The following is a 13,791-nucleotide window of genomic DNA, read 5'->3' as shown; positions in this document are numbered from 1 at the left end:
GGAGCTTGCATGTCGGGCGATCCCAAGAACTCGCACACGACAGCGACGCCTGTCGTCGGACGTCTCGAGCAGCGGTCGCTGATCGCCGCCGCTCTGTCCCAGGTCAGCGGAACCGGGACGGTCACCATCGTCGGCGGCCCCGGGACGGGGAAGACGACGTTGCTGGACGCGGCCCACGACGCGGCACGGGCGGCCGGGTTCGGCGTCCTGCGGTGCACCGGATCGCGGCACGACCGGGCCCACCAGCTCTGGCACCTGCACGAGGCCGTGTATCCCCTGCTGGACAACCTGTCCGGGCTTTCGCACCGGCAACGGACGGCCCTGTCGACGGCCTTCAGCGAGCTCGACGGACCGGACCCGGACCTGCCGGCCGTGGGCCTCGCCGTCCTGGGACTGCTGGAACGGGCCGCCGCCCGCCGGCCGGTGGTGCTCCTCGTCGACGACTGGCAGTGGCTGGATGCCTCGTCCGCCGAGGTGTTGTCATTCGTCGCCGGCGAGATCACCCGCACGTCTGTCGTCCTGCTGGCGACCAGCCGCACCGTTGACGGCTCGGCCGGCGCGCCGGCGCCGGAAACACTCACCTGCCTGACGCCGATGAGCGAATGCGAAGCCGAGGAGTTGTTGAGGCTTTCGGCCCGCGACCTGTCCTCGGCCGAGCGCTCCCGCATTCTCGAGTTCGCCGCGGGCAACCCGCTGGCCCTGGTCGAGTACGCCTCCGGTCCGGCCCGGAAGCTGAGCGGGTTCCCCCCGACCGACAGGCTGGCGAACTCCTTCCTCGACGAGGTGAGAACGCTGCCCGAGTCCACTCGTCTGCTGTTGTTGTGTGCCGCGGCCGCCGCGCCGGCGACGACCTCGGAGCTGGTGCGGGCCGGTTCGTCGATGGGCACCGGCCCGGCCGACGCCCGGGAGCTGACCCGGCGCGGTCTGCTCGACCTCAGCGGCGAGCGACTCGTGCTCCGGCAGCCGCTGCTCGCCGCCATCGTGTACGCCGACGCCCCGATGACCGACCGGATCGCCGTCCACCGGGCTCTGGCCCGCGTCAGTGGTGAGCCGCTGCAGGCCGCCCGGCACCTGGCCGCCGCGACACCGCATCAGGACGGGAAGGTCGCCGCCGCGCTGGAACAGGCCGCCCGCCGGGCGACCAGGCGGGGAGCTCTGACCGAGGCGATCACCGTGCTGAAGTGGTCGGCCGATCTGTCGCCCGGCATCGACGGGCGAGCGGAACGCCTGGGCGACGCGGCTGAGCTCGCCCGTCAGGCCGGCCAGACCTCCACCACCGACCGCCTCCTGCACGAGGCCTACGCGGCTGCCGGGGAATCGCCGGACGTGACCACCCTAGCGATCACCCGCGCCGGCGACCGCAGCAGCCGCGGCACGGGCGCCGGGGACGTCCCGTTGCTGCTGACCCTGTCGCGCCGGTTGGCCGACCTGACCGGGCGGTCCCGAACGGCCGAGCGAGTGCGGCTGCTGACCGCGGCCGCGGTGTTGTCGACGACCTGCACCCAGCCGGCGCGGGTGCTCGAGGAAGCCACGGCCGAGCTCGCGGCGCTGGACCCGGCGCGGTGGGACCCCGTCCGCGCGGCCGCGCTGGCCATCCTCGACCCGCTCGGCCACGGCGCGGCCCTTCGCGACCGGCTGGGCGAACTGGGCGGCACGAGCGATGACCCGGCACTGCTGAGTGTCCTGGGACGAGCAGCCCAGGCCGTCCACGACCGGGACGGGGCCGTCGCCGTCCACGAAAGGTCGGCGCGGCTGCTCCGGGACGGTGGCCGCTCGGCGGACCATGCTCAGGAACTGCTCTGCCTGTCAATGCTGCGGGTGCTGTCCGGAGATCTGCGGCAGGCGTCCGCCGAGGCGTGCGAAGCCCGCCGGATGGCTTCCGCGCTCGGGCTCGGAGCGGTCGAGGCCGAGGCTCACGCTGTCCTGGCTGTCGCCCAGGCCTGGATCGGTGAGGGAACCGAGCGCGGCGACGCGACGAGCCCTCGGCACGAGCCGGCGTCGTGGTCCTCCACGAGGGCCCGTCGTGGCTGGGCGTCCGGGCTCACCGCCCTGGTCCAGGGCCGCTACCGGGCGGCGTGGATCGACCTCCAGGCCGTCGGGTCCCACCCCGTGACGGCCGCGTGGGCGGTGGCGGACTGCGCCGAGGCGGCCGTCATGTCGGGCCGGGCCGGCCTGGTGACCGACCAGGTGACGGCCGTGGAGGCGCACGCCCGGACGCTGCGCTCGGACCACCTGCTGGCCCTGACCCACCGAGCGCGGGCTCTGCTCGACTCGTCGGCGAACGCCCAGGGGTCGTACGAAGCCTCGATCGTCGCCGCGGAGCGGGCGGGCTCGGTGCTCGAGTTCGGCCGGAGCCATCTGGCCTACGGACGGTGGTTGCGACGCCGGCGCCGAATCGTCCGGTCGAGGGAGCACCTGTCGACCGCGATGGCCGTCTTCGGCACGGCCGGGGCACAACCCTGGGCGACACTGGCGCACCGGGAGCTGGCGGCCGCCGGGGCCGGATCCACCCGCCCGGCAACCACGGAATGCCGGTACCGCGAGAGCCTGACCCCTCAGGAGCGACAGGTGGCCGAGCTCGCCGCCGACGGTCTGTCCAACCGCGAGATCGCCGCCCAGTTGCTCCTGTCGCACCGGACGATCGGCAGCCACCTCTACCGGGCCTTCGCCAAGTTGTCCATCACCGACCGCCGCCAGGTCGGCCAGGCCCTGATCGACGCCCGGTGAGCCCCCGCATCCCCGCCGGTGATCGGCTGCCCGGCGCGCCGGCCGAGCGCGACCGGACAACACGCGGGAGAAGGGCCGCCGCGCAGGCGGCGCGATCCCGGCACATCATCGGTCGCGACGAGGAGCTGGACCGGCTGACTCGAAGCTTCGGGCGCCTTCCGTACGAGGGCACGGTCGCCATCGTCGACGGTGAGCCGGGCATCGGCAAGACCGCTCTGGTCGCCGCGGCGGCCCGGGCCGGCCGGGCCGCCGGCCTGCGACAGGTTCAGTGCGCCGGCATCCAGAACGGCGCGGCGCCCGGCTTCAGTGGGCTGCATCAGCTTCTTCAGCCTCTGCTGGGTGGGCTCACCGCCGTACCGGCCCGGCAGCGCGCCGCCCTGTCGACCGCCCTCGGCCTGTCTCCCGGCGACCGCCCGCACCGCCTCATGATCAGTCTGGGCGCGCTCGGCCTGGTCGAGGAGGCGGCTCATCGCCGGCCGTTGCTGCTGGTGGTGGAGGACGTCCACTGGCTCGACCGGTCCAGTGTCGATGTGATCGCCTTCATCGCCCGCCGGATCCGGCACCTGCCGGTCGTGCTGATCACCACGCTGCGGGAGGAGGGCAATCCCGTGGAGCTGCGGTCGGTCGCGGCCGAGCGGGTGCGTCTGCGGCCGTTGCCGGACGACTCGATCGCCACGATCCTCGACCGTTCCACCGGCGCGCCGGACGTCTCGCGCCGGGCCGGCATCGTGCGCGCCGCGCGCGGGAACCCCCTGGTCGCCCTGGAGCTGGCGGCTGCTCTCGAGCGCAGCCGGCCGATCGGCGAGACCTGGGAGCCGACGGATCGGGCGAACACCGGCCGGTTGGAGACCGCCTTCCTGGACCGGGTGGCCGAGCTGCCCGAGCGCAGCCGGACCCTGTTGCTCCTCGCCGCGGCCGGTGCGGGGATGTCCCTGCCCGAGGTGATGACCGCGGCCCTGCGCCTGGGCCTCGACGCCGCCGACATGACACCTCTGCAGCGCACCGGACTGGTCGCGCTGACCGGCGACACCCTCGCCTTCCGGCACCCGATCCTGCCCTCAGCGGTGTACGGGTCGGCCCCCGCCGCCGACGTCATCCGGGCGCACCTCGTTCTGGCCGACGTGACCACCGACGCCGGCCGGGTCGCCTGGCATCGCGCCGCGGCGAGCACCGACCACGACGAATCCGTGGCGGCCTCCCTGGAGCAGGCCGCACGCCGGGCGCAGGAACGCGGAGCCCAGGCCGAGGCGTCGGCGGCCTTCTCCCGTTCGGCCCACCTGACTCCCCTGACACGCAACCGTGGCCGCAGGCTCGCGCTCGCCGCGCAGGCCGCCAACATGGCCGGCCAGCTCGACAGCGCGGGTCTGCTGTTGCGCGAGGCCAGGGAGCTGGCCGACGACCCCGACTCCATCGTCCGGATAGCCGTGACCCACCTGGCCATCAGCATGGTCGCTTCGCTCAGGGGAATGGCCACCGCCGACCTCCGCTCGATGAGTCGCCGGCTGGGCGGGCGCGGCGGGCGCGGCTATCCCGACCAGCGGATCAGCATTCTGTGGTGTGCCGCCATCAACTGCCGCGGCAAGAACCTCCCGCAGCAGGAGTGGCGCAGCGTCGAAGCCGATCTCGACGCCATCGAATCGTCGTCACCGATGAAGACGCTGGCGCTGGCCACGATCGTCCCGCCGGCACGGGCGGCGCTGCTCAGGCCCGCCGTCCGGGAACTGGTCGGCCGGGTGCCGGAGACCGCCTACGGGATGATCGCCGGAGCGATCGCCGCCGAGGCCGTCCATGATCATGAGACCGCGCTCGCCGCCTGGCACGCCGGGGTGGAGATCTCACAGCGGACGGGCGCGCCGGTCGACGAGGCGCAGTGCCTGCGAGGACGGGGCATCCAGCGTTTCCTGGCCGGCGACCTGTCCGGTGCGCTGGCCGACGCGGACCACGCTTTCCATCTGAGCGGTAACAGCAGCGCCCAGCACATCGCCGGCATGGCCGCGGCCGGGGCGGCGCTCAGTCACGTCTGGCTGGGCGACCACCGGGCGGCCCGGGAGATGCTCGGCCAGCTCGGCGAGACACCCGCCCAAGCCGGCGGTATGGCGGCGCTGGACGGGCATTGGGCGGCCGGTCTGCTGGCACTGGAAGAGAATCGCCCGATGGACGCGTGGGCGCATCTGTGGCAACTCCGATGGCATCCCATCCGCGCCCTGTGGTCCCTGGCCGATCTCACCGAGGTCGCCGTCCAGCTCGGCCGGGCGCCGGAGGTCGCCGACTGCCTGCGCGACGCGTCGGACCAGGCGGCCGCGTTCGGCTCACCCCGGCTGACCATGATCGTCGAACGGGCGCTCGCGCTCGTGGCCGACGGCGACGACGCCGCGGCCCGCTTCGAGGCTTCCATCGTTGCCGGCGCCGAGGCCGGCGCCCTCCTGGAAACGGCGCGGACCCGGCTCCTGTACGGCCGATGGTTGCGCCGCCAACGTCGCGCCACCGAGTCGCACGACCACCTGGCCCTGGCGCTGCACGCGTTCCGGGAGGCGCGGGCGGTGCGGTGGGCCGCCCGGGCCGAGGGTGAGCTCCGGGCCTCGGGCATGCCGAACCAGCCGCAGGCGGCGCCGGGCCGGGGGCACCCCGACCTGACACCGCGAGAGCTGCGGATCGCCGAGCTGGCCGCGTCCGGCCTGACCAACAAGGAGATAGCCGACCAGATCTATCTGTCGCACCGCACCGTCGGAGCAGTGCTGTACCGGATCTTCCCAAAACTAGGCATCAGCAAGCGCGCGCACCTGCCGGCAGCGCTGCGGAATCTGAGCTCCTCCCCACGCTGATCCCCCAGCTCCACCACCGGATCACTTGCCGAGAGGTTCGTCGGGCTCGACCCGCTGCGACACACCCCCGCCACCCGGAGAAAGCAGCGCGCGGTAGCTGAGCGGAGGCACGGCTCAGGACAGTTCGGCGACCGCCTCGGTGATCAATGCAGCAACCTCTACCGGGTGGGTGTGCATCACCAGGTGCGGAGCCTCCAGCTCGACGACCTTCCGCATGCCCGCCCGCTCATACCCGAACCGCTCCACCTCAGGGTTGATGGTGCGATCGCGGGTAGAGACGATGCCCCACGCGGGCTTGGTCTTCCACGCCGCGGCGGACGCGGTCTCGGTCACGCAGAGAGTGCTGAACGGCCGCTGCGAGACGGCGAAGACTCGCGCGGTCTGCGCCGGGACGCCTTCGGCGAACACGTCGGGGAAGGCCTCTGGCTTGACGAGAAGCTCGGTCCCGTCGCTGCCGCCGGGAAGGGGGTAAGACTCGGTCACGATATTCGACTGCAGGCTGGTCTTGTCGAACCCGCTTTCGATCGACGCGATGCTCTCACCGACCTCGAGGGCGTAACCGGCGGCGTAGACCAGGCCGACGACATTCTCCGCGACGCCGGCGACGGTGATGACGCAACCGCCGTACGAGTGGCCGACGAGCAGTACCGGCCCTTCGATCTGTTCGACGGTGCTCCGCAGGTATTCGGCGTCGCCGGTCAGGCTGCGGTTGGGTCCGGCCACGGCGCGGACGGTGTGTCCCTGGTCGAGCAGCAGCTGGGTTACGGGGGACCAGCTGGCGGCATCTGCGAACGCTCCGTGCACGAGCAGAATGGTAGGGCTCATCGTTTTGGTGTCTCCGTTCTTGCGATGGTCGCCGGAGCGGGCGCTTCGGCGAATCCCGGCCGTTGGGCCGCCTCGATGACCTCGACGCTGCGGGCCGCGACAGCAATCTGCCTGGGTAACACCTACCGAGATCCGGAGGGCTCGTTACCGAGTTTCGCCACCCGCGGATCGCCGAAGTGTGGCTGTTATCAAGCGGCCGCGACATGTCCGGGCGGCAAAATCAGTCGATGGATTGCCGAGGTGCTGGTCCTTACTGGATTCACCACGACAACGGCATTCTTGATGGTGGTGGGGACGGGTTGCGGTCAAGCCGAGTTGGTCGATGGCTTCGAGAGCGCTCGCTCGTGTTGATCGCGGGTGCCACCGGAAACGCCGTCGCTCACACGACCTGATCACATAGTGAACAGCGGCCATCCGACAAGGCAATGACCTGGGTCACGACGTCCGACGGATACCACCTGCCACGGCACGACCGGCCTCTTTCAGCCTCGGTGGTGGAAATGAATGACCGCCTTCCCGTCGAGCTTTTCGCCTTCTTCGAGACGCGTGATGAGCGAAATGGCCTCGTCCAGAGACACCTCGGCTCCGATCTCCGGACGCAGCGTTCCGGCTGCCGCCAATTCAGCCACGGCCACGAGCGCTCTCTGATCCACTGATCCGGATGCCAGCTTCTGGCGCCGGAGGAATATGGCCCGCAGCAGCTTGGGTGCCCGGAAAGTGATGTCCACAGCGATTCCGCCCCGCTTGAGCATGCGATCGAGTTCGCGAGCAGTCATGCTGCCGTTGCAGTCGAGGACGACATCGAAACTCTGATCCAGTGCTGTCGGCAACGGCTTTTGATAATCGAGGACCGGGTCGGCGCCCATCGCCTTCATGCGTTCGAACGATCGGTTGCCGACCCGCGCTGTCACCCGCACGCCCAGCGATTGTGCGATCTGGACGGCCGCGCTGCCCACGCCGCCGGCTGCTCCGTTCACGAGCAGCGATTGTCCGGCCTTGAGCTTCGCCTGTTTGACCAACGCATGCCAGGCGGTCAGACCGACGGTAGGAAGGGTGGCTGCCTGCGCGAAAGACATCGCGTCCGGCATCCGCACGATGTCGCGGGCGCGAACGAGCGCCAAAGAAGCGAACGCTCCTGCGCGTTTCACTGTCGTGCATCCCAGCACCATGTCGCCGACATTCCAGCCGGTGACGCCGGCACCTATCTGTACTATCTTGCCGGAGAAGTCTTTGCCCATCGCACGAGGGAAAGAGGGCCCTGCCAGCAGCCTCATCCTCCCGCGCCGAATCGTCCAGTCGACGGGGTTGATCGACGCGGCCTCCACCTGCACCAAGACGTCGCCGCGGCCGGGCGCAGGCCGATCGAACGAGGCGATGCGCATAAGCTCCGGGCCGCCGTATCGGGCGTACTCAATACGTTTCATGTGATTCCCCTAGGACGAACAAAGTGTGCGTTACACTAGATTCGTTCGCGCCCCAGGGTCGCGCAAGGAGGCACATTTATGAGCGACACGCACACGCATGTTCGCGCCGGAGGCAGCGGTGAGTGACTGTCAGGCGACGGCCGAAATCCTGGCGCGCGTCGGCGACAAGTGGAGCGCGCTCGTCATCGCGGCCCTGGCGTCAGGCGAACCCGTGCGATACAACGAACTCCACCGGCGCGTGGAGAGCATTTCCCAGCGCATGCTCACGCTTACGCTGAAGGGCCTCGAGCAGGACGGCCTGATCCGCCGCGAGCAATTTCCGACCATCCCACCACGTGTCGAATACAGTCTTACCAGCCTCGGCGAAAGTCTGCTGCCGCCACTGCGGGCGCTGCTCGACTGGGCGAGCCTGCACGGAAAAACCATGATGGCCGAACGACGTAAGGCTAAAACACCATCGTAAACTATTGATATCAATCGTCCGGCAATGCGTCGTCACCCGGACAACTGAAAGCGCATTGCCGGCGGTTCGCAGGGCCCCGATGGCGGCGTTGCGCAGAGCGGCCATCACTTGCGGTCCGGTGCCGGTGCGGATCTGTGATCGGTCCTCGTCATAGGCAGGGCCATTGCGTTCTCGAGTTGCTGCTGGTCACTGCGGTGATCAAGTCATAGATGCGGTGGTTTACGCGTCGGACAGCGCGGGCCCTGTTTGGTGTCGCCAATCGCCCGATGGAACCCGCTCGGGGTGTTACGCACGGTGTCCATCGACAACTCAAGAGTCCAGCATGCGCTATGGCTCAAGGTCGTTGTTGATAGAGCAGTCCTCACCCTTGCGGCGGTGGATTCTTGGCACTGATCTCGGCAGATCCGGACGCCGGCTCGGCCGACGGACGTCCCTCCGCCTCCACCTCTCGAGGAGCTGGGAGTTCCGACCACCCAGACTTATGACACACCGCCCAGTGAGGTCGCTCCCGGTCGATCACCGCGACGTCAGCGCCTCGACCGGAGGGGCCACCGGCGCGGGCGGCGCGGTGACTCTCTGGCGCAGCAGCACCAGGCCGAACCCGGCGAGGGCCCAGACAGCCAGGACGACCAGAGGCAGACCGGCATGTGATCCGTCGTAGTAGCCGAAGTCGTTGACGGCGCGGACGGCGGCTCCCGGCGGCAGCTTCGCGGAAAGCGCCTGAGCCCACGTCGGCAGCACGTCATAGCCGAGGGTCGCCCCGCTGGTCGCGTTGCCGATCGTGGTGAGGACCAGGACGGCCAGCCCGAAGCCGGCCGGCCCGAGCCAGACGCCCATGGCCTTGGTCGCGAACGCGCTCGCGGCCGACAGAAGGGTGAGCGAGAGAGCCAGCAGCGGGAACGGGGCCGTCAGCGATCCGTAGATCGGCCCCGCGATCGTCGCCGCGACCACCCCGATGACGACGGCGAAGCCGCCCATGGCGTACAGCCGGTGGCGCAGGCGCACCGCTGCGGCCGCGCCGGTGAGACCCTGGGCCAGGACGAACGAGGCGAGTGTGACCCCGAAGACCACATAGAACGTGGCCAGCCCGCGCGCGTCGTATCGGGTCAGCGGAACGATGTCGGTCTCCTCGACGGTCAGGCCGGCCTGTCCGGCCAGACCGGCGACCAGCTGCCGGACCGCGGCGCTCTCGCTGATGCCGCTCGCACCCGCGTACTCGAGGAGCAGGGACGTCGAGGACGTGGCGCCGACGACCGCGATGGCATCGCCGTTCCTGACCAGCTCGGCGCCCTCGTCGAGGCGGGCGACCTCGGTGACCTCGACGGCGTCGCCCAGCCCGGACCGCGCGGCGCCGGCCAGTTGCCCGCCGACCACCACCAGCGGCAGGTGGCGGGGCTCGGGATCCCGTTGCAGCCCGACGTAGACGGCGATGAACGCCGCACCGATGATCAGGCCGGTGACGAAGACTTGGATCCACACCTTGTGCAGGGTGGCGACAGGCGGTGCTGGAGACATGGCGACTTCCTCGGCCGGCTCGGTTTCAGGGTGCGTCTCCCGAGACTGAACGACCGCAATGATGTTTCACTGACTCGCCGCTGATGCCGGTCAGCCGGTCTGGGTCAGACGTTGTCCGGCACGGATGGCCGGCGGCGTCGTCGGCTCGCCGGCCAGGCGGTCCAGCACGGCGGTCCAGACCTGGCGGGCGCTGTCGGTCTCCCCGCTGGCCTGCAGCGTGTCGGCGAGTTCGTTGGTGTCCTCGGCGGCCGCCAGCAGGGATCCCCGCCGGCGCAGCAGGTCGATGCCGTACTGGTGCAGCCTGATCGCGGCGACGAACCGCCCGTTGCGCCGGCGGATCCGGGCCAGGGTCCCCACCGCCCGCGCCTCGTTCCACGCGTCCTTCAGCTCGGCGCACAGCCGGGCCGCCTGAGCCGCGAACCGGGCGCTGCGCTGCTCGTCGCCGAGGGCCAGCCAGGCTTCGGCCAGGGTGGCCAGAACGACCGCCTCCAGTTGCCGCTGCCCGTGCCGGCTGAAGTTCGCCAGCGCGGCGGTCAGGTCGTCGACGGCGGCGCTGTGCTCACCGCGTTGATGGGCGATGTAGCCGAGATTCATCCGGACCAGACCGAGACCCAGTTCGTCCCCGTACGACCCGAATTCCTCGTACGCGATCTTGAGGTGGTGGACGGCGGTGTCCGAGTTGCCGAGCAGGTGCTCGGCAACGGCCAAGCCGCGACGGCTCTGGGCCGCCCCTTCGACATCACCGGCCCGTTCGGCCGCCTCTAGCACGAGGGCCAGGACGGTCGCGGAATCCTGCCACCAGCCGTGGCGGTGGAACAGATCCTTGGTCAGCAGGGCCAGTTGCCAGGCATGCCGGATGTCGCCTCGTTGCGCGGCCTCGACGATGACCGTACGGAGGGCGTGCCGCTCGCCGGCGGTCCAGGCCATCACGGCCGCCTCGTCCGGCAGGGGCTCGGCCGCGACGCCGAGCATGCATCCGGGCACCGGCACCGGCTCGTAGCCGGGGCGCACCAGCCGGTTCGCGACCTGAGCCGTCCGGAAGTAGTAGCCGAGGATGCGGTGGGTCACCTCGCGGCCGGTCCGTTCGTCGCCGCCGGGCCCGAGGTCGAGCGCGTACCCACGGATCAGGTCGTGCAGCCGGTAGTGGTCCGGCCGGAACTGTTCGATCAGGCCGGTCCGGCTGATCTCGTGCAGGTGCCGGCGCGCGTGCGCGACGCTTTCGCCGGTGAGCGCGGCGGCGACGGTGGCGGTGACATGCCGGCCCGGGCTGAACGGCAGCAACCGGAACATCCGCGCGGCCGCCTCGCTGAGCAGCCGGTACGAGGACCCGAAGACCGCGCGCAGGTCCTGCTCCGGCTCGACGTCGCTGATCGCGGACAGCGTCCGCGGCGCCCGGCGCAGCTCGGTGGCGATCGCGGCCAGCGGTTCACCGGCCTGGACGGCGAAGCCGGCCGCGACGATGGCCAGCGCCAGGGGCAGCCGTCCGCACAGCTGGATGATCTCGTCGAGGGCGGCCGGTTCCGCCGCCGCCCGGCCGGCCCCGATCCGGCCGGTGAAGATGGCGCGGGCCTCGGCCACCGACGGCACCTCGAGCCGTACGAGCCGGGCGCCGTGACCGATGGCCAGCCCGGCGAGCCGCCTGCGGCTGGTGACCAGCACACCGTTCCCGGCGGTGCCGGGCAGCAGCGGGCGGACCTGGTCGGCGTCCCGCGCGTTGTCGAGCACCAGCAACATCCGCCGCCCGGCGAGAACGCTGCGCAACAGCGACGAACGTGCTTGGACCCCGGCCGGTACGGACGTGGGCGCGACGCCCGCGGCGGTGAGGAAACCGTGCAGCACCTCGGCCGGGTCGGCGCTGTCCGCGGGAGTGTCGAAGCCGCGCAGATCCACGTACAACTGCCCGTCGGGGAAGTCGGCCGCGGCCGCGTGGGCCACGTGGATCGCCAGCGTGGTCTTGCCCACGCCGGGCATCCCGTCGAAGGCCAGAACCGGCAGGCCACGATCGGTCTGGCGCAGCAGGCGGACGGCTTCCCGGACACAGGTGTCGCGGCCCGAGAACGACGAGAGGTCGGACGGCAGCTGAGCCGGCCGGATCGCCGGAGGCGCCTCGGGCGAGGGGGCGGCGACCTCGTCCGGCGGGGCGACCGGCGGGCGGAGAACGTGCGTGTACGCCCGCTTCAGCTCCGGTCCCGGGTCGACGCCCAACTCCTCGGCAAGCCGGCGGCGCAGCTCACCGAACAGCCCGATCGCCTCGGCCTGTTTGCCGTCGGCGGCCAGGACGCGCAGCAGGTCCGAGTGCAGACTTTCGTCCAGTGGGTAGCGGGCGGCCGCCTCGCGCAGCAGGGACAGCACGTCGGCGCTCCGGCCGCACCGCAACGCGAGGCGGGCCGCCGCCCGGGCGGCCAGCACGTACTCGTGCTCGACGGCCACGAAGGCCGGGTCGGCTTCGGCATCCGCGCCGAGCCCGGTGGCGCAGCGACCGTGCCACTGACCCACCCCGGCCAGGATCAAGTCGAGGGCGTCCGGTTCGGCGCCGGAGCGTTCGAGCTGCCCGGCCCGGTCGAGGTGCTCCCGGAACCGGGACAGGTCGATGTCGGCGTCCCCGGGCACGAACCGGTATCCGCCCACCTCGCGCAGCAGCCACCGGCCGTTGGAGCGGGGCCGCAACCCGGGCTCGAACAGCCGGCGCAACGAGCCGATGTACGCGTGGACCATGTTCTGCGCCGTCGGTGGCGGATCGTCGCCCCAGATGAGGCGGACGATCTCCGTGGACGCGACGACGTCACCGGCCCGCAGGACCAGCAGCGCGAGCAGCAGGCGCTGCTGCCGGGCGCCCAGGACCACCTCGGTGCCGTCGCGCCACGCCCGTACCGGCCCGAGCACCGCCAACCGCAGAGAACCGGACAAGTCGCGCGGCTCAGACATCCGACCCCCTCACGTACGACGGCACCCGGCTCAGGGCCGGGTGCCCGACCAACACTAGGCAGCAGTCTGTGATACGTCACCTGACCAGCCCGATCGGGACGCGGATCACCTCGGGCCCAGTCGGGCTTCGTGAGAGATAACTCCTGGTTCAGTGCCGGTCTCTAGCGTCCGGGTGCTGTCACACACCTACGAAGGATCCGACTATGACCACTGTTCTCGTCACCGGCGCTTCCGGCACCATCGGCAGCCGGCTCGTCCACGACCTCGCCGCCGCGGGCCACGATGTCCGGGCGGCTGTCCGCACCGCCGGCCGGGCCGCCGCCCTCGGTGATCTCGCTGCCCTCGCGGTCGTCGCCGACCTCGACGATCCGGCCGCGGTGGACCGGGCGGTGGCCGGCTGTGACCAGGTCGTGCTGATCGCCGCCAACAGCGAACGACAGGTGCGGCAGGAACTGACCGTCATCGACGCCGCCGAGCGGCACGGCGTGGCGCACCTGATCAAACTGTCGGTCGGAGGCCCGGCCCCCGACGCGCCGCTCGTCCTGGCGCGCGACCACTATCAGGCCGAGCAGCGGTTGCGGGCCGCCGGCGTGCCGGCCACCGTCGTGCGGCCCGGCTACGTCATGCAGAACCTGCTGCAGTTCGCTGCCTGGATCGAGCCGGACGGCACCTGGCGGCTGCCGTTCGGCGACGGCGCGATGGCGATGGTCGACGCGGTCGACGTCGCCGCGGCCCTGGCCGTCCTGGTCGAGTCGGGTCCGACCACCGACCAGGTGTGGACCGGAGCCGAGTCACTGACCATGTCCGACGCGGCCGGACTGCTGAGCGAGGCCACCGGGCGGACGATCACCTACACCGACGGCGACGCCGAAGCCTTCTACCAGCGCTATGTGGCCGACGGCCACGAGCCCCGCTACGCCCGCGACATCACCGTGCTCTACGACCAGGTCGTCCGCGCGGGCTGGGTGGCGGCTGTGGCACCCGATCTCGCGCGGGTGCTCGGACGCGCCCCGCGCACCTTCGCCCGGTTCGCCGCCGAGCACGCCGCGGAGTTCACCGCCGCGACGCCGTCGCGTTCGAGGTAGGAGAC

Annotated in this window: 8 protein-coding genes; 4 read left to right on the top strand and 4 right to left on the bottom strand. The window is 71.1% G+C overall.

The features are described from left to right. Nucleotides 1–9 precede the first annotated feature (9 nt). The gene (locus HJC40_RS27180; RefSeq protein ID WP_250005047.1) at nucleotides 10–2,727 is read left to right on the top strand and encodes an AAA family ATPase; all 2,718 of its coding nucleotides are present in this window, start codon (nucleotides 10–12) and stop codon (nucleotides 2,725–2,727) included. Further along, a complete protein-coding gene (locus tag HJC40_RS27175; protein WP_250005045.1) occupies nucleotides 2,724–5,549 on the top strand; it encodes a LuxR family transcriptional regulator in 2,826 nt (941 codons plus the stop codon). The genes HJC40_RS27180 and HJC40_RS27175 overlap by 4 nt, the downstream gene beginning before the upstream one ends. Nucleotides 5,550–5,663: 114 nt before the next feature. Here HJC40_RS27175 and HJC40_RS27170 read toward each other — a convergent pair whose 3' ends face one another. Further along, on the bottom strand, nucleotides 5,664–6,374 hold the full coding sequence (locus HJC40_RS27170) for an alpha/beta fold hydrolase (RefSeq protein ID WP_250005042.1): 711 nt from the start codon (nucleotides 6,372–6,374) through the stop codon (nucleotides 5,664–5,666). Nucleotides 6,375–6,856: 482 nt separating this feature from the next. Beyond that, the gene (locus HJC40_RS27165; RefSeq protein ID WP_250005039.1) at nucleotides 6,857–7,798 is read right to left on the bottom strand and encodes an NADP-dependent oxidoreductase; all 942 of its coding nucleotides are present in this window, start codon (nucleotides 7,796–7,798) and stop codon (nucleotides 6,857–6,859) included. A 97-nt stretch (nucleotides 7,799–7,895) separates the two neighbouring features. On the opposite strand from HJC40_RS27165, the gene HJC40_RS27160 reads away from it, so the two are divergent. Continuing rightward, the gene (locus tag HJC40_RS27160; protein WP_250005036.1) at nucleotides 7,896–8,261 is read left to right on the top strand and encodes a helix-turn-helix domain-containing protein; all 366 of its coding nucleotides are present in this window, start codon (nucleotides 7,896–7,898) and stop codon (nucleotides 8,259–8,261) included. 516 nt (nucleotides 8,262–8,777) lie between these two features. On the opposite strand, the gene HJC40_RS27155 is transcribed toward HJC40_RS27160, so the two are convergent. Then, on the bottom strand, nucleotides 8,778–9,776 hold the full coding sequence (locus HJC40_RS27155; RefSeq protein WP_250005033.1) for a hypothetical protein: 999 nt from the start codon (nucleotides 9,774–9,776) through the stop codon (nucleotides 8,778–8,780). Between the two features lie 90 nt (nucleotides 9,777–9,866). Next, nucleotides 9,867–12,701, bottom strand: coding sequence for a BTAD domain-containing putative transcriptional regulator (locus HJC40_RS27150; RefSeq protein ID WP_250005030.1), 2,835 nt, complete (start codon nucleotides 12,699–12,701; stop codon nucleotides 9,867–9,869). Nucleotides 12,702–12,904: 203 nt separating this feature from the next. Between HJC40_RS27150 and HJC40_RS27145 the strand changes: the two genes are divergently transcribed. After that, nucleotides 12,905–13,786: an NmrA family NAD(P)-binding protein gene (locus HJC40_RS27145; protein ID WP_250005027.1), complete on the top strand. Its 882-nt coding sequence runs from the start codon at nucleotides 12,905–12,907 to the stop codon at nucleotides 13,784–13,786. Nucleotides 13,787–13,791 lie beyond the last annotated feature (5 nt).

The sequence above is a fragment of the Actinoplanes sp. M2I2 genome (assembly GCF_023544445.1).
GTDB lineage: Bacteria > Actinomycetota > Actinomycetes > Mycobacteriales > Micromonosporaceae > Actinoplanes.
This window is presented reverse-complemented; position numbering and strand designations above follow the sequence as displayed.

Coding starts and splice junctions, on each gene's coding strand:
- HJC40_RS27180 (WP_250005047.1), top strand. CDS start 10: ATGTCGGGCGATCCCAAGAACTCGCACACGACAGCGACGCCTGTCGTC.
- HJC40_RS27170 (WP_250005042.1), bottom strand. CDS start 6,374: ATGAGCCCTACCATTCTGCTCGTGCACGGAGCGTTCGCAGATGCCGCC.
- HJC40_RS27165 (WP_250005039.1), bottom strand. CDS start 7,798: ATGAAACGTATTGAGTACGCCCGATACGGCGGCCCGGAGCTTATGCGC.
- HJC40_RS27160 (WP_250005036.1), top strand. CDS start 7,896: ATGTTCGCGCCGGAGGCAGCGGTGAGTGACTGTCAGGCGACGGCCGAA.
- HJC40_RS27155 (WP_250005033.1), bottom strand. CDS start 9,776: ATGTCTCCAGCACCGCCTGTCGCCACCCTGCACAAGGTGTGGATCCAA.
- HJC40_RS27150 (WP_250005030.1), bottom strand. CDS start 12,701: ATGTCTGAGCCGCGCGACTTGTCCGGTTCTCTGCGGTTGGCGGTGCTC.
- HJC40_RS27145 (WP_250005027.1), top strand. CDS start 12,905: ATGACCACTGTTCTCGTCACCGGCGCTTCCGGCACCATCGGCAGCCGG.